The sequence below is a fragment of the Variovorax sp. GW821-FHT09D04 genome, from assembly GCF_059416405.1.
In genome coordinates, this window is record NZ_JBWKPA010000007.1 from 308,520 (window position 1) to 330,039 (window position 21,520).

16 protein-coding genes are annotated in these 21,520 nt (G+C 69.0%); 5 read left to right on the top strand and 11 right to left on the bottom strand.

The window, feature by feature from the left end; translation table 11 throughout:
- Nucleotides 1-26 precede the first annotated feature (26 nt).
- A complete protein-coding gene (gene uvrA / locus AC07O4_RS22345) occupies nt 27-5,777 on the bottom strand; it encodes an excinuclease ABC subunit UvrA (RefSeq protein ID WP_493195625.1) in 5,751 nt (1,916 codons plus the stop codon).
- 185 nt (nt 5,778-5,962) lie between these two features.
- Here uvrA and AC07O4_RS22350 point away from each other — a divergent pair, with 185 nt between their 5' ends.
- Nucleotides 5,963-7,093: an ABC transporter substrate-binding protein gene (locus tag AC07O4_RS22350; RefSeq protein WP_139701371.1), complete on the top strand. Its 1,131-nt coding sequence runs from the start codon at nt 5,963-5,965 to the stop codon at nt 7,091-7,093.
- A gap of 16 nt (nt 7,094-7,109) precedes the next feature.
- Here AC07O4_RS22350 and AC07O4_RS22355 read toward each other — a convergent pair whose 3' ends face one another.
- The 5 genes from AC07O4_RS22355 to AC07O4_RS22375 form a co-directional block, all read right to left on the bottom strand.
- On the bottom strand, nt 7,110-7,298 hold the full coding sequence (locus AC07O4_RS22355; RefSeq protein ID WP_056577413.1) for a hypothetical protein: 189 nt from the start codon (nt 7,296-7,298) through the stop codon (nt 7,110-7,112).
- Between the two features lie 131 nt (nt 7,299-7,429).
- Nucleotides 7,430-9,124 (bottom strand): MFS transporter, encoded by a 1,695-nt coding sequence (locus AC07O4_RS22360; RefSeq protein ID WP_062477354.1) that lies wholly within the window; start codon nt 9,122-9,124, stop codon nt 7,430-7,432.
- A 213-nt stretch (nt 9,125-9,337) separates the two neighbouring features.
- Nucleotides 9,338-9,976, bottom strand: coding sequence for a 2-hydroxychromene-2-carboxylate isomerase (locus tag AC07O4_RS22365; protein ID WP_495305705.1), 639 nt, complete (start codon nt 9,974-9,976; stop codon nt 9,338-9,340).
- Nucleotides 9,973-10,242 (bottom strand): DUF1289 domain-containing protein, encoded by a 270-nt coding sequence (locus AC07O4_RS22370; protein WP_082818188.1) that lies wholly within the window; start codon nt 10,240-10,242, stop codon nt 9,973-9,975. The genes AC07O4_RS22365 and AC07O4_RS22370 overlap by 4 nt, the downstream gene beginning before the upstream one ends.
- A complete protein-coding gene (locus AC07O4_RS22375; protein WP_062477348.1) occupies nt 10,239-10,727 on the bottom strand; it encodes a YbaK/EbsC family protein in 489 nt (162 codons plus the stop codon). Before AC07O4_RS22375 ends, AC07O4_RS22370 begins: the two co-directional genes overlap by 4 nt.
- 449 nt (nt 10,728-11,176) lie before the next feature.
- On the opposite strand from AC07O4_RS22375, the gene nirB reads away from it, so the two are divergent.
- The 4 genes from nirB to AC07O4_RS22395 are packed head-to-tail and all read left to right on the top strand — an operon-like array spanning nt 11,177 to nt 16,697.
- Complete coding sequence (gene nirB / locus AC07O4_RS22380; protein ID WP_495305706.1) at nt 11,177-13,696, top strand: nitrite reductase large subunit NirB; 2,520 nt, start codon at nt 11,177-11,179, stop codon at nt 13,694-13,696.
- Between the two features lie 24 nt (nt 13,697-13,720).
- Nucleotides 13,721-14,062, top strand: a complete 342-nt coding sequence (gene nirD / locus AC07O4_RS22385) for a nitrite reductase small subunit NirD (protein ID WP_062477342.1) — start codon at nt 13,721-13,723, stop codon at nt 14,060-14,062.
- 50 nt (nt 14,063-14,112) lie between these two features.
- Entirely contained in the window at nt 14,113-14,925 is an 813-nt protein-coding gene (locus AC07O4_RS22390; RefSeq protein ID WP_369630246.1) for a formate/nitrite transporter family protein, read from the top strand.
- A gap of 20 nt (nt 14,926-14,945) precedes the next feature.
- Nucleotides 14,946-16,697 (top strand): bifunctional protein-serine/threonine kinase/phosphatase, encoded by a 1,752-nt coding sequence (locus AC07O4_RS22395; RefSeq protein ID WP_495305707.1) that lies wholly within the window; start codon nt 14,946-14,948, stop codon nt 16,695-16,697.
- A gap of 13 nt (nt 16,698-16,710) precedes the next feature.
- Here AC07O4_RS22395 and AC07O4_RS22400 read toward each other — a convergent pair whose 3' ends face one another.
- The 5 genes from AC07O4_RS22400 to AC07O4_RS22420 all read right to left on the bottom strand — a co-directional run bounded on the left by AC07O4_RS22400 (nt 16,711) and on the right by AC07O4_RS22420 (nt 21,505).
- Nucleotides 16,711-17,631, bottom strand: coding sequence for a hydroxymethylglutaryl-CoA lyase (locus tag AC07O4_RS22400; RefSeq protein WP_495305708.1), 921 nt, complete (start codon nt 17,629-17,631; stop codon nt 16,711-16,713).
- Nucleotides 17,632-17,795: 164 nt separating this feature from the next.
- On the bottom strand, nt 17,796-18,092 hold the full coding sequence (locus AC07O4_RS22405) for an acylphosphatase (RefSeq protein WP_095947921.1): 297 nt from the start codon (nt 18,090-18,092) through the stop codon (nt 17,796-17,798).
- Nucleotides 18,093-18,102: 10 nt separating this feature from the next.
- Nucleotides 18,103-19,272, bottom strand: coding sequence for an acyl-CoA dehydrogenase family protein (locus tag AC07O4_RS22410; RefSeq protein ID WP_495305709.1), 1,170 nt, complete (start codon nt 19,270-19,272; stop codon nt 18,103-18,105).
- Entirely contained in the window at nt 19,269-20,495 is a 1,227-nt protein-coding gene (locus tag AC07O4_RS22415; RefSeq protein WP_495305710.1) for a CaiB/BaiF CoA transferase family protein, read from the bottom strand. The genes AC07O4_RS22410 and AC07O4_RS22415 overlap by 4 nt, the downstream gene beginning before the upstream one ends.
- Nucleotides 20,492-21,505 carry a Bug family tripartite tricarboxylate transporter substrate binding protein gene (locus AC07O4_RS22420; protein ID WP_159272782.1) on the bottom strand — a complete coding sequence of 338 codons (1,014 nt, stop codon included), beginning with the start codon at nt 21,503-21,505 and terminating at the stop codon, nt 20,492-20,494. The genes AC07O4_RS22415 and AC07O4_RS22420 overlap by 4 nt, the downstream gene beginning before the upstream one ends.
- Nucleotides 21,506-21,520: the final 15 nt, after the last annotated feature.

A 21,520-nucleotide genomic window follows, 5' to 3' on the forward strand; every position in this document is an offset into this window, starting at 1 on the left:
TTCAAGCCATTGTGCGCCTGTGCGCGTCAACGTGCCAACACGGCCTTAAGAGCTACGCCAGTGTGCGTACCCAATCGCACCACCTCCTCCGGCGGCGCCGCCGCCACGATGCGTCCGCCGGCGTTGCCGCCCTCGGGTCCGAGGTCGAGAATCCAGTCGGCTTCGGCGATCAGGTCGAGGTCGTGTTCGATCACCACCACGCTGTGGCCGCCGTTCACCAGCCGGTGCAGCACGTGGATCAGCTTCTCGACGTCGGCCATGTGCAGGCCCACGGTCGGCTCGTCGAGCACGTACAGCGTGTGCGGCGCCTTCTGGCCGCGGCGGGTGATGTCGTCGCGCACCTTGCTCAGTTCGGTCACCAGCTTGATGCGCTGCGCCTCGCCGCCCGACAGCGTGGGCGACGGCTGCCCCAGCGTGAGGTAGCCCAGGCCCACGTCCTTCAGCAGTTGCAGCGGGTGCGCGATGTTGGGCATGCTGGCGAAGAACTCCACCGCCTCGTCGACCTCCATCTTCAGCACGTCGCCGATGCTCTTGCCGCGCCAGCTCACGGCCAGCGTCTCGGGGTTGAAGCGCGCGCCGTGGCAGACCTCGCAGGGCACCTTCACGTCGGGCAGGAAGCTCATCTCGATGGTGCGCACGCCCGCGCCTTCGCAGCCCGGGCAGCGGCCTTCGCCGGTGTTGAAGCTGAAGCGCGCCGGGCCGTAGCCACGCGCCTTGGCTTCGAGCGTGTCGGCGAAGAGCTTGCGGATGGTGTCCCAGAAACCGATGTAGGTGGCGGGGCAGCTGCGCGGTGTCTTGCCGATGGGGGTCTGGTCGACCTCGAGCACGCGGTCGATGACCTCGTAGCCGTCGACGCCGCGGCAGCCGACCCAGGCCGGGCGCTTGCCCGCGGCATCGGCGTCGCGGCCGGCCTTGGTCATGCGCTGCACCACGATGCCCTGCACGCTGGCCAGGAGCACGTCGCGCGCGAGCGTCGACTTGCCCGAGCCGCTCACGCCCGTGACCACCACGAGGCGGTGCAGCGGCAGCGTGGCCGTCACGTCCTGCAGGTTGTGCAGGTCGGCGCCGTGCACGGTGAGCCAGTTGCCGCTGTCCTCGGCCTTCGGATCGGGCGAGGGAATGAGGCGGCGCGCCTGCAGCGGGTGCTTGATGGCATCGCGCAGGTAGCGGCCGGTCTGCGAATCGCCGGCCTTCTGGATGTCGGCCACCGTGCCCTCGGCCACGAGGCGGCCGCCGCGTTTGCCGGCGCTCGGGCCGATGTCGATGATGTGGTCGGCGCGGCGGATGGTGTCTTCGTCGTGCTCCACCACCACCAGCGTGTTGCCCTTCTCGCCGAGCTTGTGCAGCGCGTTCAGCAAGATCTGGTTGTCGCGCGCGTGCAGGCCGATGGTCGGCTCGTCGAGCACGTAGCACACGCCCTGCAGGTTGCTGCCCAGCTGCGCCGCCAGGCGGATGCGCTGCGCCTCGCCGCCCGAGAGCGTGGGCGCGCCACGGTCGAGCGTGAGGTAGCCCAGGCCCACCTCTTCCAGGAATTCGAGGCGGCTCTTGATCTCGGGCACGAGGTCGCGCGCGATCTCGGCTTCGCGGCCGTTGAGCACCAGCCCTTCGAACCACTGGCGCACCTCGGTCACGCTCATGCGCGCGAGCTGCGTGATGCCGATGCCGCCCGAGCCGTCGGCCGCGGTGCCGAAGCCCACGGCGCGCGCGGTGGCGTTCAGGCGCGTGCCTTCGCAGGTCGGGCAGGCCACGTCGGCGAGGTCTTCCACCTCGGGTTCGGCGAAGGTCTGTTCGCGGCCCTTGCTGTCGTCGTCGCGGATCGAATCGTCGAAGACCTTGCGCTGGTCCTTGCTGAGCTTCACGCCCGTGCCCACGCAGTCGGGACACCAGCCGTGCTTGCTGTTGTAGCTGAACAGGCGCGGATCGAGCTCGGCATAACTGGTGCTGCACACCGGGCAGGCGCGCAGCGTGGAGAACACCTGCACGCGGCCGATGCCCACGGCGGACACGCCCGCCATCATGGCGGCGCGCAGGCCGTCGAGTTCGCTCAGCACATGGACCACGCCCTTGCCGTGCTCGAGCGCCTTGGTGAGCGCCGCGCGCAGCTCGTTCTCCTGCGAAGGCAGCACGTCGAGGCTGGCCACGGGCAGCTCGATGCTGTGCTCCTTGAAGCGGTCGATGCGCGGAAAGCCCGTGGTCGGCAGGAAGTCGCCGTCCACGCGCAGGTGCGTGAAGCCGCGCGGGCGCGCCCAGTCGGCCAGCTCGGTGTACACGCCCTTGCGGTTGCTCACCAGCGGCGCGAGCAGGCCGATGTGCTGGCCCTTGAAGTTGCGCATCAGCTGCGCGGCGATGCTGTCGGGCGTCTGCGGCTGCACGGCCGCGCCGTCGTGCACGCAGTGCTGGATGCCCAGCTTCACGTACAAGAGGCGCAGGAAGTGCCACACCTCGGTGGTGGTGCCCACCGTGCTCTTGCGGCCGCCGCGCGACAGGCGCTGCTCGATGGCCACCGTGGGCGGAATGCCGTACACCGCATCCACCTCGGGCCGGCCCGCGGGCTGCACGATGCTGCGCGCATAGGCGTTGAGCGATTCGAGGTAGCGGCGCTGGCCTTCGTTGAAAAGAATGTCGAACGCCAGCGTCGACTTGCCCGAGCCGCTCACGCCCGTCACCACGCTGAACTTGCCGCGCGGAATGTCCACGCTGAGGTTCTTCAGGTTGTGCTCGCGCGCGTTGACGATCTCGATGGCGTTGCCACCGGGCGCCGTCTTCGCGTTGGCGATGTAGCGCCGCGCCGCGCGTTCGGCCACCTTGTAGGCGCCCGGTCCAACGGCGAGTTCGTAGTCGGCCAGCGCCGCGCCAGTGAGCGAGGCGCGGTTCTCGCGCAGCTGCTCGGGCGTGCCTTCGGCCACCACCTGGCCGCCGGCGTCGCCGCCCTCGGGACCAAGGTCGATGAGCCAGTCGCTGGCGCGGATCACGTCCAGGTTGTGCTCGATGACGATGAGCGAATGGCCCGCGTCGAGCAGCTTGCGCAGCGCGCGCATGAGCCGCGCGATGTCGTCGAAGTGCAGGCCGGTGGTCGGCTCGTCGAACAGGAACAGCGTGCCCTTGCGCGCCACCATCTGGCGGCTCGCGGTCGCGCTCTTGGCGGCCTCGGCCAGGAAGCCCGCCAGCTTCAGGCGCTGCGCCTCGCCGCCCGACAGCGTGGGCACGGGCTGGCCGAGCTTCACGTAGTCCAGGCCCACGTCGACGATGGGCTGCAGCACGCGCAGCACGTCGCGGTCGGTGTCGAACAGCGCCGCGGCCTCGGCCACGGTGAGCTCCAGGATGTCGGCCACGTTGTAGCCGCGGCCCTTGCGCTCGATCTTCACTTCGAGGATCTCGGGCCGGTAGCGCTTGCCGTCGCAATCGGGGCAGCGCAGGTACACGTCGGACAGGAACTGCATCTCGACGTGCTCGAAGCCCGAGCCGCCGCAGGTCGGGCAACGCCCGTCGCCGGAGTTGAAGCTGAACTTGCTCGCCGTGTAGCCGCGCTGGCGCGACAGCGCCGCGGTGGCGAAGATTTCGCGGATGGCGTCCCACGCGCCCACGTAGCTCGCGGGGTTGGAGCGCGCGGTCTTGCCGATGGGCGACTGGTCGACGAACACCACGTCGCCCAGGTGGTCGGCGCCGAGCATGCGGTCGTGCGCGCCCGGCGTCTCGGTGGCCTTGCCGAAGTGGCGCATGAGCGCGGGTGCCAGCACGTCCTGGATGAGCGTGGACTTGCCCGAGCCGCTCACGCCGGTCACGCACACGAGGCGCGCGAGCGGAAAGTCGACCGTGATGTTCTTCAGGTTGTGCTCGCGCACGCCTTCGAGAATGAGCCGGTGCGTGTTCTCGCTCACGAGCCGCTTGAAGCCCATGCCGATCTTCTTGCGCCCGCCCAGGTACTGGCCGGTGAGCGTGTCGGCGTCGCGCAGCTGGTCGGTGCCGCCGTCGAACACGATCTGCCCGCCGCGCGCGCCGGGGCCGGGGCCCATGTCGATCACGCGGTCGGCCGCGAGCATCACGGCCGGGTCGTGCTCGACCACCACCAGCGTGTTGCCCGCATCGCGCAGGCGCAGCATGGCCTCGGTGATGCGGTTCATGTCGCGCGGATGCAGGCCGATGCTGGGCTCGTCGAGCACGAACAGCGTGTTCACCAGCGAGGTGCCCAGCGCCGTCGTGAGGTTGATGCGCTGCACCTCGCCGCCGCTGAGCGTGCGGCTCTGGCGGTCGAGCGTGAGGTAGCCGATGCCCACGTCGTGCAGGTAGCGCAGGCGCGTGGTGATCTCCTCGAACAGCAGCTTCAGCGCCTGCGCCTCGCCTTCGCTGGCGGGGCTGCCGTTGCCGTGGTGTTCCACGCGGTCGAAGAACTTGCGCAGCCGCTCGATGGGCAGCAGCATCAGGTCGTGCAGGCACAGGCCGGGCAGCGCCTCGAGCTGCGCGCGGCTCCACTTCGCGCCGGTGGGCAGGAAGCGCTTTTCAGGCGGCAGCACGGCGTCGGCGTCGTCCTTGCTGCCGATGCGCCACAGCAGCGGGTCGAGCTTCAGGCGCGCGCCGCTGCACACGGGGCACGGCGTGTAGCTGCGGTACTTCGACAAGAGCACGCGGATGTGCATCTTGTAGGCCTTGCTCTCCAGGTAGCCGAAGAAGCGGCGCACGCCGTACCACTGCTTGTTCCAGTTGCCGTCCTTGTAATTGGGCGTGCCCTCGATCACCCAGTGTTTCTGCTCCTCGGTGAGCTTGTTCCACGGCGTGTCGCGCGGAATGCCGGCGGCCTCGGCGTGGCGCATGAGGTCGTCCTGCGCCTCTTTCCACGCGGGCGTCTGGATGGTCTTGATGGCGCCGGCGCGCAGCGTGAGCTTGTCGTTCGGGATCACGAGCCCCAGGTCGACGCCGATCACGCGGCCGAAGCCGCGGCAGGTGTCGCAGGCGCCCACCGCCGAGTTGAACGAGAACATCGACGGGATGGGGTCGGTGTAGCGGATGTCGCTTTCAGGGCAGTGCAGCCCGGTCGAGAACTTCCACACGTCGGTGGGTGCGTTCTCTTCCGCGCCGGTCGCGTGCACGGTGACGCGCCCGCTGCCGCGCTTGAGCGCCACTTCGATGGCCTCGACCACGCGCGCGCGCTCCGCGCTCGAGATGCGGAAGCGGTCGGCCACCACGTCGAGCACCTTGCGCGGGCCGGTGGGCGTGGCCACCTCGCGCTCGGCCTGCACGCGCGTGAAGCCGCTGGCGGACAGCCACTGCGTCACTTCGTCCGCCGTGGTGCCGGCCGGCAGCTCGACCGGGAAGGTGATGACGATGCGCGGGTCGCCCGCGGCCGCCGCCCGCTCGGCGATCTGCGCGTAGATGCTGTCGGGCGAGTCGTGGCGCACCGGCAGCGCGGTCTCGCGGTCGAACAACTGGGCCGCGCGCGCGTAGAGCAGCTTCAGGTGGTCGTTCAGCTCGGTCATCGTGCCGACCGTGGAGCGCGAGGAGCGCACCGGGTTGGTCTGGTCGATGGCAATGGCGGGCGGCACGCCCTCCACCTTGTCGACGGCGGGCTTGTCCATGCGGTCCAGGAACTGGCGCGCGTAGGCGGAAAAGGTCTCCACGTAGCGGCGCTGGCCTTCGGCGTAGAGGGTGTCGAACACGAGGCTCGACTTGCCCGAGCCGCTGGGCCCGGTGACCACGGTCATCTCGCCGGTGCGGATGTCGAGGTCGAGGTTCTGGAGGTTGTGCTGGCGCGCGCCGCGAATCCGGATGGAGCCCTGTGTCATGAGTGCCTTGGGGGGTGGGGCAAACATTCTAGGGAGTGCTTCGTGACGCTTCGGCCCACGCCGGCGCATGGGCGGCGCCCGCGCAGGGGTTTGTCTGGATGCGTCCAAAGACACTTTATGAAACAAATGCGACATTTGTTTTCACAATTGTTCAGCGAGTCTCCCGAAGGCTCCGAAAGGCTTTCATGACGAAGAAGAAAGTGGCAGGTTCACGGCACGCGCTCGGCGTGGCCGCCCTGCTGGCGCTGTACGCGATGGGCGCCTCGGCCCAGATCGTGATCGGCCAGACCGCGGGCATGACCGGCTCGGTGGCCGCGAGCGTGAACGAGACCATCGGCGGCGCGCAACTGGTGATCGACGCAGCCAATGCCCAGGGCGGCATCCACGGCGAGAAGATCGAGGTGATCCGCATGGACGACGCCTTCGACGTCAAGCGCGCGGGCGATAACGCGCGCGTGCTGATCGAGGACAAGAAGGTGCTCGCGCTCTTCATGAGCCGCGGCACGCCGCACTCGCAGGCCATCATCCCCTACCTGGACAAGAACGAGGTGGCGCTCATCGGCCCCTCGACCGGCGCGATGGTGCTGCACAAGCCGCTGCAAAAGCACGTGTTCAACGTGCGCGCCACCTACCAGCGCGAGGCCGAGAAGGCGGTGCAGCACCTGCTGACCATCGGCCTGACGCGCATCGCCGTGGTCCACGTGACCGACTCGTTCGGCGCCGACGCGCTGCAGGGCGCGATGAACGGCTTCACCAAGGGCAAGGCCCAGCCGATCGCGACCGTGCCGGCCGACCGCGAGAAGCCCGACTACAAGACCATCGTGCCCGCCATCATGAAGGCCGATGCGCAGGCGGTGGTGTGGATCGGCTCGGGCGTGGCGGTGGTCGACGGCATCAAGGCGCTGCGCGCCGCGGGCTCGGCGGCGCAGGTGGTCACGCTGTCGAACAACGCCTCGTCGGGCTTCATCAAGCAGCTGGGCGACGCCAGCCGCGGCGTGATCGTGACGCAGGTGTTCCCCAGCGAACGCTCGATGGGCCAGCCGATGGTGAAGGAGGCGCTGACGCTCGCCCGCGCCAAGGGCCAGGGCGAGCTGTCACCGGCTGCGCTCGAAGGCTTCGCCTCGGCCAAGGTGCTGGTGGAGGCATTGCGCCGCGCGGGCCCCAAGCCCACGCGCGCCAAGGTGCTGGCGGCGCTCGAAAGCCTCAAGGGCTACGACCTGGGCGGTGGGCTCGAGGTGAGCTACTCGCCGCAGGACCACAGCGGCATCGACTTCGCGGACCTCGCGATCATCAGCGAAGGCCGCTTCAAGCGCTGACGCGCGCCCCGTTGCGTTACTTCGCGGCGGAAGCCGCGGCAGCCGGTGCCGACGCGCCAGGCGCCGGCGTGGCCGCTGGTGCGGGGGCGTGCGTCGTGTCGCCGCCGTGCTTCTCGCCGGACATGTCGATCTTGTCGCCGCCCATCGAAATCACATACAGGGCAATGGCGGCGAAGATGACGAAGCCGACAACGATTTTCCACATGGGTACTGTCTCCTGAGAAGGTGAAAAGGGGGACGAAGAGGGTTCAAGAAAAAGGCCTCATGCCGCGGGGCATGAAGCCTCTTTGTTGAACGGAGGGCAGCCGCCGCGCGGCCCCCTCCAGATGCCGCCGATCAGTCGTTGGCGTAGATGTCCACGTCCTTGGTCTCGCGGATGAACAGCGTGCCGATCACCAGCGTGATGCCCGCGATGATGATCGGGTACCACAGGCCGTTGTACATGTTGCCGGTCGAGGCCACGATGGCGAAGGCGGTGGTCGGCAGCAGGCCGCCGAACCAGCCGTTGCCGATGTGGTACGGCAGGCTCATCGAGGTGTAGCGGATGCGCGTGGGGAACATCTCGACCAGCATCGCGGCGATCGGGCCATAGACCATGGTCACCAGCAGCACCAGCCAGAACAGCAGCACGATCGTCAGCACCTTGTTGATCTTGGCGGGGTCGGCCTTGGACGGGTAGCCGGCGACCTTCAGGTCTTCGGCCACGCCCTTCTTGAAGGCGGCGATGGCCTTGACGCTGGTCTCGTCGAACTTGGAGTTCGCGACCACGCCGGTGGGCGCCTCGACGGTCTTGTCGCCGATCTTCACGACGGCCGCGGAGCCGGGCGCGCCGGCCACGTTCTCGTAGCTCACCGAGTTCTGCACGAGGTAGCGCTTGGCGATGTCGCACGAGCTCTTGAAGTCGATCTCGCGGGCCACGGGGTTGCCCTGGAACGAGCAGGTCTTCGGGTCGGCCGTCACGGTGACGCCGGCCGTGGCTTGTGCGCGGGCCAGGTCGGGGTTGGCGGCTTCGGTCAGCATCTTGAAGACCGGGAAGTAGGTGACCACGGCCAGCAGGCAGCCGGCCATGATGATCGGCTTGCGGCCGATCTTGTCGGACAGCGTGCCGAACACCACGAAGAAGGGCGTACCGAGCAGCAGCGCGGCGGCGATCATCAGGTTGGCGGTGGTCGCATCGACCTTGAGCTGCTGCGTCAGGAAGAACAGCGCATAGAACTGGCCCGAGTACCAGACCACGGCCTGGCCGGCCGTGAGGCCGATCAGCGCCAGGATCACGATCTTCAGGTTCTTCCACTGGCCGAAGGATTCGGCCAGCGGCGCCTTCGAGGTCTTGCCCTCGGCCTTCATCTTCTGGAAGGCCGGCGACTCCGACAGCGTCAGGCGGATCCACACCGAGATGGCCAGGAGCAGGATGGAGACCAGGAACGGAATGCGCCAGCCCCACTCGCCGAAGGCCTGCTCACCGAGCCAGGTGCGCACGCCCAGGATCACGATCAGGCTCAGGAACAGGCCGAGCGTGGCCGTGGTCTGGATCCACGAGGTGTAGGCACCGCGCTTGCCGTGCGGCGAGTGCTCGGCCACATAGGTGGCGGCACCGCCGTACTCGCCGCCGAGCGCCAGGCCCTGCAGCATGCGCAGCGCGATCAGGATCACCGGCGCCGCGACGCCGATGGTCGCGTAGCTGGGCAGCAGGCCGACGATGAAGGTCGACAGGCCCATGATCAGGATCGTCACCAGGAAGGTGTACTTGCGACCGATCATGTCGCCCAGGCGGCCGAACACGATGGCGCCGAACGGACGCACCAGGAAGCCGGCGGCGAACGCCAGCAGCGCGAAGATGAAGGCCGCGCCCGCATCCAGGCCGCTGAAGAACTGCTTCGCGATGATCGCGGCGAGCGAACCGTACAGATAGAAGTCGTACCACTCGAACACGGTGCCGAGCGAGGAGGCGAAGATGACCTTCTTCTCCTCCGCGGACATGGGCCGGGGGGCCGGATGCGGCACTCCCCTTGAATCTAGCGTGGCTGCCATCGTCGTCTCCTGGTGTGTATGTATGCGTCCATCGGTTCCCGGCATTCGGGACCGTGGGGCATTCTTGGAGGCGCGACTGACCCGAGGCTTTCGCGAAACTGAACGGGCGCTTACGGTTTAGGGTGAAACCCGCGCTGCTCGTTTCAGCTTGTAAGAAACAAGGACCCTGCGCGGGTTTGTCCTCAGTCCTTGCTGCGAAGCAGCAAAAAAGCCTCAGCTCTTGCGCAGCAACGAGGGCCGCTGGTCGGCGCCGGTCCATTGCGGACCGTCGAACCACGCATCGCCCCGCAGGTAGGCACGCAGCATCGCCAGGCCGTCGAAGCCCCAGAACAGGCGCCCATCGACCACGTAGCACGGCACGCCGAACACGCCCTGCGCCACGGCCTCATCGGTGTTGCGCTTGAGCAGGGCCTTGTTCTCGTCGCCGTTCACGTCGCGCTTGGGTTGCAGCTGCGCGGTGAGCGCGGCCAGCCGCGTGGCGTCGCCCGCCTCTTCGCCGCCGCGCCACACATGGCGAAAGAGGGTTTCGGCCGCCAGGCGGCTGATGCTGCCGTCGTCGCCCGTGGCCACGGCCAGGCGCAGGTGCGGCAGCGGGTTGTACGGGTGCGAGGCCGGCATCTCGATGGGGATGCCGTGCGCCTGGCCCAGCCACAGCACGTGGCGGTAGGTCCAGCTGCGCTTCGAAGGAATCTCGGCCGGGCCGAGCTGGCCGTGGTGCTTGAGCAGCGCGCCCAGCAGCACCGGCTTGTAGGCCACGCTCACGCTCAGGCCTTCGAGCGCCTCGGGCAGGTGCTCGAACGCCAGGTGCGCGTAGGGCGAGATGAAATCGAGATAGAAGTCGATGTGCTTCATGCGTCGTGGTCTCCTGTGGTGGGTTCGGGCACGCGCCAGATGCCGGCCTGGGCCCGCAGCTCGATCGCGCGCCACACCTGGCGGCGGCTGTCGTCTTCCATCTTGCTCCAGCCGGCGATCTCGGGAATGGTGCGCAGACAGCCTTCGCAGAAGCCGCTCAGGCGGTCCATGCGGCACACCGACGAGCACGGCGAAGGCACCTCGCCGTCCATGCGCTGCACGGTGCCCGCGCGCTCGGCGAGCGCATGCGCTTCGTCGAAGTTCACACCACGTCGGCCACCGGCGCGCCGGTGAGCTTCTCTAAATCGGTCGGGTGCAGCTGGAACACGGCGTGCGGATGGCCCGCGGCGGCCCAGATCTCCTCGAAGCGGAACAGCTCGCGGTCGATCAGCACCACGGGCTTGGTCACATGGCCCACCGGCGACACGCCGCCGATGGTGAAGCCGGTGCGCGCCTTCACGAAGTCGGCGTCAGCGCGGCCGGTCTTGCCGACGATGGCATCGACCTTCTTCTCGTCGACGCGCTTGTCGCCCGAGGTGATGACCAGCACCGCCGCCTCGTCGCTCTTGCGCCGGAAGATGATGCTCTTGGCGATCTGCCCGACCGAGATGCCCAGCGCGTCGGCGGCCTGCTGCGCGGTGCGGCAGGCGTCGTCGAGCATGCGGGGTGCATGGGGATGGCCGGCGTCCTGCAGCACGCGGGAGACGCGCTGGACACCTTCAGGGAGGGAATGGAGTTCGGAGCCGCACATGGCAAGTTCTTCGGGGTTCGTGGGGGCGTTCGCCCTGCGTTGCAAGGCCCCGAGCATACGGAAAAGCCCCGCGCACCGGCGCCGCCGCCCCCTTGCGCCCCTGCACCCCGGCGCACCAATGCGGAGAGCGCCGGCGCACGACGCCCGTGCGCGGCGTGCCGGCCCCGGTCCGTTTTCGGTGCGCCACCGGCCGATGAGGCCCACCGCACGGGCTTTTGAGCGCGGCACGCTTATTGCTGAACACGGTGGCGACCCACCGGCCTCTGCGGCGGGTTCGCAATGCCTCCGCTAACGACGGCGGGGTTCAAGCGCACCGATGGCCGCCCGCCGCCGGTTCGTCTGCTCCAACCCATTTCGCATCCGTTCCGTCGCGGGGGCCCCAACGACGCTGTCTGTTCGACAGCGGCTGCGGGGGCGCCTTCCAGGGCCGGTTGCGTGCAGGACCCCCAATGAAGATCGCAGTCATCGGCCACGGCATGGTCGGCCACAAGTTCCTCGAGCAACTCCACACGCTCGGCATTCCCGGCGCACAGGTCACCGTGCTGTGCGAAGAGCCGCGCCCGGCCTACGACCGGGTGCACCTGTCCGAGTACTTCTCCGGCAAGACGGCCGACGACCTGTCGCTGGTCGAGCCCGGCTTCTTCGAGCGCAGCGGCTTCACGCTGCGCCTGGCCGCGCGGGCCGTGGCCGTCGAACGGCGCAACAACACCGTCACCACGACCGACGGCGAGGTGATCGCCTACGACAAGCTGGTGCTGGCCACCGGCTCCAACCCCTTCGTGCCGGCCGTGCCGGGCCGCGACCGGCCGAACTGCTTTGTCTACCGCACCATCGAGGACCTCGACGCCATGAAGGCCTGCGGCGCGAAGTCGCGCAGCGGCGTGGTGGTGGGCGGCGGCCTGCTGGGCCTGGAATGCGCCAAGGCGCTGCGCGACATGGGCCTGGAAACGCACGTCGTCGAGTTCGCGCCGCGCCTGATGGCGGTGCAGGTCGACGAGGGCGGCGGCCGTGCATTGCGCGGCAGCATCGAGGCGCTGGGCCTGCACGTGCACACCGGCCGCAACACGGTGGAGATCGTCGACGGCGCGAGCGCGCGGCACCGCATGGTGTTCGCCGACGGCACGCACCTGGAGACCGACATGATCGTGTTCTCCGCCGGCATCCGCCCGCGCGACGAACTGGCGCGCCAGAGCCTGCTGGCCGTGGGCCCGCGCGGCGGCGTGGCGATCGACAGCCACTGCCGCACCAGCGACCGCAGCATCTACGCCATCGGCGAATGCGCGTCGTGGAACGAACAGACCTTCGGCCTCGTCGCGCCGGGCTACGACATGGCGCGCGTGGCCGCCCGCCACATCGCCGGCCAGGACGACGCCGCCTTCACCGGCGCCGACCTGAGCACCAAGCTCAAGCTGATGGGCGTCGACGTGGCCAGCATCGGCGACGCGCATGGCAAGACGCCGAAGTCGCGCGCCTACCAGTACATCGACGAGCGCAAGCAGGTCTACAAGAAGATCGTGGTCAGCGAAGACGGCAAGCAGCTGCTGGGCGCGGTGCTGGTCGGCGACGCCGGCGAGTACGGCACGCTGCTGCAGCTGGCGCTCAACGGCATCGCGCTGCCCGACGAGCCCGAGTTCCTGATCCTGCCGTCGAGCGACGGCAAGGCCAAGCCGGGCCTGGGCGTCGAGGCGCTGCCCGACAGCGCGCAGATCTGCTCGTGCAACAGCGTCACCAAGGGCCAGATCTGCGAGGCCGTGGGCCAGGGCGTGTGCACGCCCGCCGAGATGAAGGCCTGCACCCAGGCCGGCGCCACCTGCGGCGGCTGCGTGCCGCTGGTCACGCAGGTCATGAAGATGGAAATGGCCAAGCGCGGCATGGCCGTGAACAACCACCTGTGCGAGCATTTCCCGTACTCGCGCCAGGAGCTGTACCACCTCATCCGCGTGGGCGAGATCCGCAGCTTCGCCGACCTGCTCGCCAAGCACGGCAAGGGCCTGGGCTGCGACATCTGCAAGCCGACCGCCGCGAGCATCTTCGCCTCGTGCTGGAACGAGTTCGTGCTCAAGAAGGACCTGGCCGGCCTGCAGGACAGCAACGACTACTTCCTGGGCAACATCCAGAAGGACGGCACCTACTCCGTCGTGCCGCGCATGCCCGGCGGCGAGGTCACGCCCGAAGGGCTCATCGCCGTGGGCCAGGTCGCCAAGAAGTACGGCCTGTACACCAAGATCACCGGCGGTGCGCGCGTGGACATGTTCGGCGCGCGCGTCGAGCAGCTGCCGGCCATCTGGGAAGAACTCATCGCCGCCGGCTTCGAGTCGGGCCATGCCTACGGCAAGTCGCTGCGCACGGTGAAGAGTTGCGTGGGCTCCACCTGGTGCCGCTACGGCGTGGACGACAGCGTGGGCCTGGCCGTGGAACTGGAGAACCGCTACAAGGGCCTGCGCGCACCGCACAAGATCAAGTTCGGCGTGTCGGGCTGCACCCGCGAATGCGCCGAGGCGCAGGGCAAGGACGTCGGCATCATCGCCACCGACAAGGGCTGGAACCTCTATGTGTGCGGCAACGGCGGCATGAAGCCGCGCCACGCCGAGCTGCTGGCGAGCGACCTGAGCAAGGCCGACCTCATCCGCATGATCGACCGCTTCCTGATGTTCTACGTGCGCACGGCCGACCGCCTGCAGCGCACCAGCACCTGGCGCGAGAACCTCGAGGGCGGCCTCGACTACCTCAAGGGCGTGCTGCTGCAGGACACGCTGGGCCTGGGCGCCGAGCTCGAGGCGCAGATGCAGCACGTGGTCGACACCTACCAGTGCGAATGGAAGACCGCGGTGAACGACCCCGCCACGCGCCAGCGCTTCCGCTCCTTCGTGAACAGCGAGAAGCCCGACGAGCACATCGTCTTCGTGCAGGAGCGCGGCCAGAACCGCCCCGCACGCCCCGAAGAACGCCGCGAGACCAGCGCCGCCTGAGCGACCGACAACGAAGGAAACACCATGACCACCGACACCCTGAACTGGACCGCCGTGTGCGCCGCCGGCGACATCCTCCCCGACACCGGCGTGTGCGCGCTGGTCGACGGCGTGCATGTCGCGATCTTCCGCGTCGGCCAGGAGCCGTCGCTCTTCGCCATCGACAACGTCGACCCGAAGGCCGGCGCCAGCGTGCTCTCGCGCGGGCTGGTCGGCAGCCTGGGCGAGCGCATCGTCGTGGCCTCGCCGCTCTACAAGAACCACTTCGACCTGCGCAGCGGCGAATGCCTGGAGGCGCCCGAGCACTCGGTGCGCGCGCATGCGGTGCGCGTCGAGGACGGCCGCGTGCTGGTCGCGCTGGCCTGACGCCGCTCCGCCCTCTTCCGATTTTTTCAGTCTCTCTCCAAGGACCCCGAATGGCCTACCTCGCCCCTGCCGAATTCGTGACCAAGATGGTCGACGCCGGTGAATCCAAGCTGCTGATGTCCACGCGCGACACGCTGATCCGCTCGTACATGGCCGGCGCCATCCTCGCGCTGGCCGCGGCCTTCGCCGTGAGCATCACCGTGAACACCGGCAATGCGCTGGTCGGCGCCATGCTGTTCCCGGTCGGTTTCATCATGCTGTACCTGCTGGGCTTCGACCTGCTCACGGGCGTGTTCACGCTGGCGCCGCTGGCCGTGCTCGACAAGCGCCCCGGCGCCACCTGGGGCGGCGTGATGCGCAACTGGAGCCTGGTGTTCGTGGGCAACTTCGCGGGCGCACTGACGGTCGCCGTGTTCATGGCGATCATCTTCACCTTCGGCTTCAGCGAGGCGCCCAACGCCATCGGCGAGAAGCTCGGCCACATCGGCGAAGGCCGCACCGTCGGCTATGCGGCGCACGGCGCGGCCGGCATGCTCACGCTGTTCATTCGCGGCGTGATGTGCAACTGGATGGTCTCGACCGGCGTGGTCGCGGCCATGATGTCGACCACCGTGTCGGGCAAGGCCATCGGCATGTGGATGCCCGTGATGGTCTTCTTCTACATGGGCTTCGAGCACTCCATCGTCAACATGTTCCTGTTCCCCGCCGGCCTGATGCTGGGCGGCAAGTTCACCTTCATGGACTACCTGATCTGGAACGAACTGCCCACCGTGATCGGCAACCTCGTCGGCGGCCTGACCTTCGTGGGCCTCACGCTGTACGCCACGCACTACAAGACGGCGGCCAAGCGCGTCGCCAGCTGAACCGCAGCCCCACGGTTCGCATGCCCGCGCCGCCGCGCAAGCAGCTGCGCGTGACGCTCGGCCAGCATTCGCTGGCGGGGCTTCACGCGCCGGTCAACCAGGACTTCCACGGCGCCATGCTGCCCGAGGGCGCGCTGCTTCTTTCCAAGGGCATCGCCGTGGCGCTGGCCGACGGCATCGGCTCCAGCCGCGTGAGCCAGGTGGCGAGCGCGGCGGCCGTGCGCGGCTTTCTCGACGACTACTACGCGACCTCCGACACCTGGTCGGTGCAGCGCGCGGCGCAGCGCGTGCTGGGCGCCACCAACGCCTGGCTGCATGCGCAGACGATGCGCAGCGACGCGCGCTTCGACAAGGACAGCGGCTACGTCTGCACCTTCAGCGCGCTGATCCTCAAGGGCCGCGACGCGCACCTGCTGCACGTGGGCGACGCGCGCATCCACCGGCTGCACGCCGGCGCGCTCGAACAGCTCACCGAGGACCACCGCGTGCGCGTGTCGTCGGTCGAGTCGTACCTCGGGCGCGCGCTGGGCGCGGGCGCCCATGTGGAGATCGACCACCGCTGCTGGCAAGCCGAGGTCGGCGAGGTCTACCTGCTGGCCACCGACGGCGCCTACACGCACCTGGACGCGGCCGCCGTGCACGAAGCGCTGGCGCTGCACGCCGACGACTTCGACGCGGCGGCGCGCTGGCTCGCGGAAACCGCGCGCACCCGGGGCAGCACCGACGACATCACGGTGCAGCTGCTGCGCATCGACGAACTGCCCGACGCCGCCGCGCCGCCCGCGCAACTGCAGCGCGAAGGCCTGGCGATGCCGCCGGCGCTGGCGCCGCGGGCCCGCTTCGAGGGCTTCAGCCTCGTGCGCGAGCTCCACATGAGCGCGCGCAGCCACGTCTACCTGGCCACCGACGACGCCACCGGCCAGCCCGCCGTGCTGAAGCTGCCGTCGGTCGACCTGCGCGACGACCCCGGCTACCTCGACCGCTTCGTGCTCGAGGAATGGGTGGCGCGGCGCATCGACAGCCCGCACGTGCTCAAGGCCAGCGCTGTCGAGCGCCCGCGCGCGCACCTGTACGTGGCCATGGAGTACGTCGACGGCCACACGCTCGCGCAATGGATGGTCGACCACCCCCGGCCCGACCTGGACAGCGTGCGCGGCATCGTCGCGCAACTGGCGCGCGGGCTGCAGGCGCTGCATGGCAAGGAGATGCTGCACCAGGACCTGCGGCCCGAGAACGTGATGATCGACCGCACCGGCACCGTGAAGATCATCGACCTGGCCGCGACCCACGTGGCCGGCCTGGCCGACGGCAGCGGCGAGGCGCGCGCGCTGGCCATCGAAGGCACGCTGCAGTACACCGCGCCCGAGTACTTCACCGGCCACGGCGGCAGCGCGCGCTCCGACCTGTTCTCGCTGGCCGCGATCGTCTACCAGATGCTGTGCGGCCAGCTGCCCTACGGCCTGCAGGTGTCACGCATCCGCACGCAAGCCGATGTGGGGCGCCTGCGCTATGTGCCCGTGCGCCACCTGCGGCCCGAGCTGCCCGCGTGGGTCGATGCCGTGCTGCAGAAGGCGCTGCACCCGCAGGCCGCGAAGCGGCAGCAAGCGGTGTCGGAGTTCGCGCACGACCTGCGCGCGCCGGGCCCGGAGTTTTTGAGTGCGCGGATGCCGCCGTTGATCGAGCGCCGCCCGGTGCTGTTCTGGCAGTGCACCACCGTGCTGCTGGCCGCGGCGGTGGTGCTGCTGCTGGGGCTGCGCGCCTTCGGGCGCTGAGAAGAAAGAAGGCTCAGCCCGCGCGCTTGGTGCGGATCGCCTTCGAGGCGCGCGAGTTCGGTTCGCGGCCCAGCGCTTCGCTGATGTACACGCCCGCGTCGATCAACTCGTCGAGGTCGATGCCGGTGGCGATGCCCATGCCGTGCAGCATGTAGACCACGTCCTCGGTCGCGACGTTGCCCGTCGCGCCCTTGGCGTAGGGGCAACCGCCCAGGCCGGCCGAGGACGACTGGAAGTTCCACACGCCCAGCTCGAGCGCCGCCAGCGTGTTGACCAGCGCCTGCCCGTAGGTGTCGTGGAAGTGGCCGGAGATGGCGTCGACATCGAAGTGCGCCAGCGTGGCCTCCATGGCCGCCTGCACCTTGTGCGGCGTGCCCACGCCGATGGTGTCGGCCACGTCCACGCGCTGCACGCCGATGCCCTTCATCAGTTGCGCGAGGTAGCCGACCTTGGCCGGCGCGATCTCGCCTTCGTAGGGGCAGCCCACGGTGCACGACATGGCGCCGCGCACGGCGATGCCCTTGGCGCGCGCCGCCTCGACCACGGGCGCGAAGCGCTCGATGCTCTCGGCGATCGAGCAGTTGATGTTCTTCTGGCTGAAGGCCTCGCTCGCGGCGCCGAACACCACGATCTCGTCGGGCCACTCGTCGCGCGGTGCGGCAATGGCGGCCTCGAAGCCCTTCATGTTGGGCGTGAGCACCGAGTAGAGAACGCCCGGCTTGCGCACGATGCCGTGCATCACTTCGGCGTTGTCGGCCATCTGCGGCACCCACTTGGGCGAGACGAAGCTGGTGACCTCGATCTCTTTCAGGCCGGCGTCCTGCAGGCGGTGCACGAGACCGATCTTGACCTCGGCGGAGACGGGTTGCTTTTCGTTCTGGAGGCCGTCGCGCGGACCGACGTCGACGAGCTTGACCTGGGTGGGGAGTTTCATGGGATGTCTCTGGTGTCGCTGTCGCGGGAGGGTGATGAAAAACCGGCTTCGATTGTCCGACACATGGCCGCGCGCTGCTTGGTACACAAGTCGCAGAAGGTAGCAATGCGCGCCTGCGGGGTTGCAAATGGTGCCAACCGGTCGGCCCCGCAGGAAAACAGCCGCTAGACGGTTTCGCGCTGCGCGAAGCCGTCGGGCAGATCGCTCGCAGCGTCGGCCTCGCTCACATCGACCGCCTCCACGCGCGCACCGGCCGGCCCCTGGCGCGCCCAGTGCACCAGCGCCTCGACCGCATCGGCCTCGCCGGCCACGAGCGCTTCGACCTTGCCGTCGCGCCGGTTGCGCACCCAGCCGCGCACGCCGAGCCGCTGCGCTGCCTGCACCATCGACCAGCGGTAGCCCACGCCCTGCACGAGGCCGTGGACGACGAGATGGCGGGTGATGGTGGCGTGAGCGTTCATGGAAAGTGGGTCAGTACGACTTCGGCAGCCCCAGTGCTTTTTCGGCGATGAAGTTCAGGATCATCTGCGGGCTCACCGGCGCGATGCGCGGGATGTAGCTCTCGCGCAGCAGGCGCTCGACATGGTATTCCTTCGCGTAACCCATGCCACCCAGTGTGAGCACGGCGTTCTGGCAGGCGTCGTGTGCCGCCTCGGCCGCGAGGTACTTGGCGGCGTTGGCCTCGATGCCGCAGGGCTCGCCCGCGTCGTACAGCGTGGCGGCCTTGAGCATCATGAGGTCGGCCGCCTCCAGGTTGGCCCAGGCGCGTGCGAGCGGATGCGCCACGCCCTGGTTCTGGCCGATGGGCCGGCCGAAGACCACGCGCTCCTGCGCGTACTGCGAAGCGATGCGCAGCGCGGCGCGGCCGATGCCGATGGCTTCCGCCGCGATCAATATGCGCTCGGGGTTCAGGCCGTGCAGGATGTATTCGAAGCCCCGGCCCTCCTCGCCGATGCGGTCTTCTTCGGGCACTTCGAGGCCGTCGATGAAGAGCATGTTGGAGTCGACCGCCGCGCGGCCCAGCTTGTGGATCTCGCGCACCTCGACCTTGCTGCGGTCCAGCGCCGTGTAGAACAGCGTGAGGCCCTGCGTGGGCTTCTTCACCTGGTCCAGCGGCGTGGTGCGCGTCAGGATCAGCATGCGGTCGGCCACCTGCGCGGTCGAGATCCAGATCTTGCGGCCGTGCAGCAGGTAGCTGCCGTTCGGGTGGCGCACCGCCTGCGTCTTGAGGCTGGTGGTGTCGAGCCCCGCGTCGGGCTCGGTCACGGCGAAGCAGGCTTTCTCGGTGCCCGCGATCAGCGGCGGCAAAAAGCGCAGGCGCTGCGCCTCGGTGCCGAACACCACCACCGGGTTGAGGCCGAAGATGTTCATGTGCACCGACGACGCGCCCGACATGCCCGCGCCCGACGCGCTGATGGCGCGCATCATCAGCGCCGCCTCGGTGATGCCGAGCCCCGCGCCGCCCTGCGCCTCGGGCATGGCGATGCCGAGCCAGCCGCTGTCGGCGACGGCGCGGTGGAATTCGTGCGGGAACACGGCGCGGTCGTCGTGGTCGCGCCAGTAGTCGATGGGGAAGTCTTCGCACAGCCGCTCGATGGCCGCGACGAGCGAGCGCTGGTCTTCGTTCAGGGAGAAATTCATTCGCTGTCTTTCAGGAGATCCGGCTGGAGCGTGACGCCGCGCGCGAGCATGCGGTCGATGGCGTCGTCCGCATAGCCCGCTTCGCGCAGCAGCTCGACGCTCTGCTCGCCGATGCGCGGCGCGGGCCGGCGGATGGCCGCGGGCGTGGCGCTGTAACGGCCGACAGGCGCGAGCGTGCGGATGCGGCCTTCGCTCGGGTGGTCGAACTCGGGGAAGAAATCGACGGCGCGCAGGTGCGGGTCGTCGAGCAGGCTCTCGGTGGTGTGCAGGCGCGCGACCGGGATGTCGGCGGCTTCGAGCAGCGCCATCCATTCGTAGCTGCCGCGCGTGGCCATCACCTCAGCGACGAATGCGTAGACCGCGCCGATGTTCGCGGCGCGCGCCGTGTGCGTGCCGAACATCGGCGAGCTGCGCAGCTCGGGCCGGCCGATCACGTCGAAGAAGGCCTGCCAGTGCTTGTCGTTGTAGATGAGCACGCCGAGGTAACCGTCGGCCGTGGCGTAGGGCTTGCGGTGCTCCGCGAGCAGGCGCGCGTAGCCGGTGGGCCCGAGCGGCGGCTCGAAGCTGTGGCCGCCGAGATGGTCGCCCATGACGAACTGCGAGAGCGCCTCGAACATCGGCACTTCGACGGCCTGGCCTTTGCCGGTGCGCTGCGCGCTGAGCACGGCCGCGAGCAGCGCGATGGCGGCCTGCAGGCCCACGGCGCGGTCGGCCAGCGTGACGGGCGCGTAGCGCGGCGCGCCGCCGCTTTGCTGCGCGAAGAGCGAGGCGACGCCGGCCGCGCCCTGGATCAGGTCGTCGTACGCGGGCTTGCCGGCGTAGGGGCCTTCTTCGCCGTAGCCGAAGGCGCCGAGGTAGACGATCTTCGGATTGACCGCGGCCACGGCCTCGTAGCCGAGCCCCAGCCTCGCCATCGCCTGCGGGCGCGTGTTGTAGATGAGCGCATCGCAGCCCGCCGCGAGCCGCAGGCAGGCCTCGCGGCCTTCGGGCTGCTTGAGGTCGAGCACGATGGAGCGCTTGTTGCGGTTCAGGTGCATCGCCATCGCGCCCATGCCGGCATGGCGCATCGGGCCGACGGCGCGCAGGTTGTCGCCCGACGGCGGCTCGACCTTGATGACGTCGGCGCCGAGGTCGCCCAGCGTCTGCGTGGCGTACGGGCCCATCACCACGGCCGTGAGGTCGAGGATGCGGATGCCTTCGAGAGGGCCGGTCGCGTCGCTCATTCGGGTTGGATGCCCGCGGCCTGGATCAGCTTCTTCCACTTCGCCAGCTCGGACACGGTGAAGGCCCCGAGTTCTTCCGGCGTGCTGCCGAACGCATCGAAGCCCAGCTTCGTCACGCGCTCGCGGAAGGCAGCGCCGTTCGCCATCTCCGACAACGCCTTGTTGAGCTTGAGCACGACATCGCGCGGCGTGCCGGCCGGCGCGAACACGCCGTTCCACGAGGTGATGTCGAAACCCTTGAGCTCGGGCGTGTCGGCCAGCGGCGGCAGTTCGGGAAAGAGCTTGGTGCGCTCCTGCGTGGTGACCGCAATGGCGCGCATCTTGCCGGCCTTGACCGTGGCGAGCCCCGCGGCCAGGTCGACCACCATCATCGACACCTGACCGCCGATCAGGTCGGCGATGGCCGGCGGCGTGCTCTTGTAGGGCACGTGCAGCATCGGGATGCCGCTCATGCGCGACAGCGTGGCGCCGCTCACGATGCCGGTGCTGTTGCCGCTGGCGTAGGTCAGCTTGCCCGGATGCGCGCGGCCCCAGGCCAGCAGCTCAGCCACGCTCTTCACCGGCAGGTCGTTGTTCACCACCAGCATGAACGGCAGGTTGCCCATGCGGCTGACGGGCGCGAAGTCTTTCACCGGGTCGTAGGGCAGCGACTTCATCAGGCTCGGGTTGGCCGAGTGCGTGGTGTTGGTCGTCATGAAGAGCGTGTAGCCGTCGGGCGGCGCCTTGGCCACCAGCTCGGCCGCGATCACGCCGCTGGCGCCGGCCCGGTTGTCGACGATCACCGAGGCCTTGAGCGCCTCGCCCAGCATCTGCGCGGTGATGCGCGCCACCGCGTCGGTGCCGCTGCCGGCCGCGAAGGGCACGACGAGCTTGATCGGTTGCTTCGGGTAGCCGCCGTCCTGCGCGAAGGCCCAGGGCACGGTGCCCACGAGGCCCGCCGCAGCGCCGATGGAAATGAAACGGCGGCGGCTTTCCACCGCGACTGTTTCTGTCGCGTTCTTCGTCTGCATGGTTGTGTCTCCGGG

Bases quoted from the DNA above. Each gene is read 5' to 3' on its own strand.
- uvrA (WP_493195625.1), bottom strand. From the start codon at position 5,777: ATGACACAGGGCTCCATCCGGATTCGCGGCGCGCGCCAGCACAACCTC.
- AC07O4_RS22350 (WP_139701371.1), top strand. From the start codon at position 5,963: ATGACGAAGAAGAAAGTGGCAGGTTCACGGCACGCGCTCGGCGTGGCC.
- AC07O4_RS22355 (WP_056577413.1), bottom strand. From the start codon at position 7,298: ATGTGGAAAATCGTTGTCGGCTTCGTCATCTTCGCCGCCATTGCCCTG.
- AC07O4_RS22360 (WP_062477354.1), bottom strand. From the start codon at position 9,124: ATGGCAGCCACGCTAGATTCAAGGGGAGTGCCGCATCCGGCCCCCCGG.
- AC07O4_RS22365 (WP_495305705.1), bottom strand. From the start codon at position 9,976: ATGAAGCACATCGACTTCTATCTCGATTTCATCTCGCCCTACGCGCAC.
- AC07O4_RS22375 (WP_062477348.1), bottom strand. From the start codon at position 10,727: ATGTGCGGCTCCGAACTCCATTCCCTCCCTGAAGGTGTCCAGCGCGTC.
- nirB (WP_495305706.1), top strand. From the start codon at position 11,177: ATGAAGATCGCAGTCATCGGCCACGGCATGGTCGGCCACAAGTTCCTC.
- nirD (WP_062477342.1), top strand. From the start codon at position 13,721: ATGACCACCGACACCCTGAACTGGACCGCCGTGTGCGCCGCCGGCGAC.
- AC07O4_RS22390 (WP_369630246.1), top strand. From the start codon at position 14,113: ATGGCCTACCTCGCCCCTGCCGAATTCGTGACCAAGATGGTCGACGCC.
- AC07O4_RS22395 (WP_495305707.1), top strand. From the start codon at position 14,946: ATGCCCGCGCCGCCGCGCAAGCAGCTGCGCGTGACGCTCGGCCAGCAT.
- AC07O4_RS22400 (WP_495305708.1), bottom strand. From the start codon at position 17,631: ATGAAACTCCCCACCCAGGTCAAGCTCGTCGACGTCGGTCCGCGCGAC.
- AC07O4_RS22405 (WP_095947921.1), bottom strand. From the start codon at position 18,092: ATGAACGCTCACGCCACCATCACCCGCCATCTCGTCGTCCACGGCCTC.
- AC07O4_RS22410 (WP_495305709.1), bottom strand. From the start codon at position 19,272: ATGAATTTCTCCCTGAACGAAGACCAGCGCTCGCTCGTCGCGGCCATC.
- AC07O4_RS22415 (WP_495305710.1), bottom strand. From the start codon at position 20,495: ATGAGCGACGCGACCGGCCCTCTCGAAGGCATCCGCATCCTCGACCTC.
- AC07O4_RS22420 (WP_159272782.1), bottom strand. From the start codon at position 21,505: ATGCAGACGAAGAACGCGACAGAAACAGTCGCGGTGGAAAGCCGCCGC.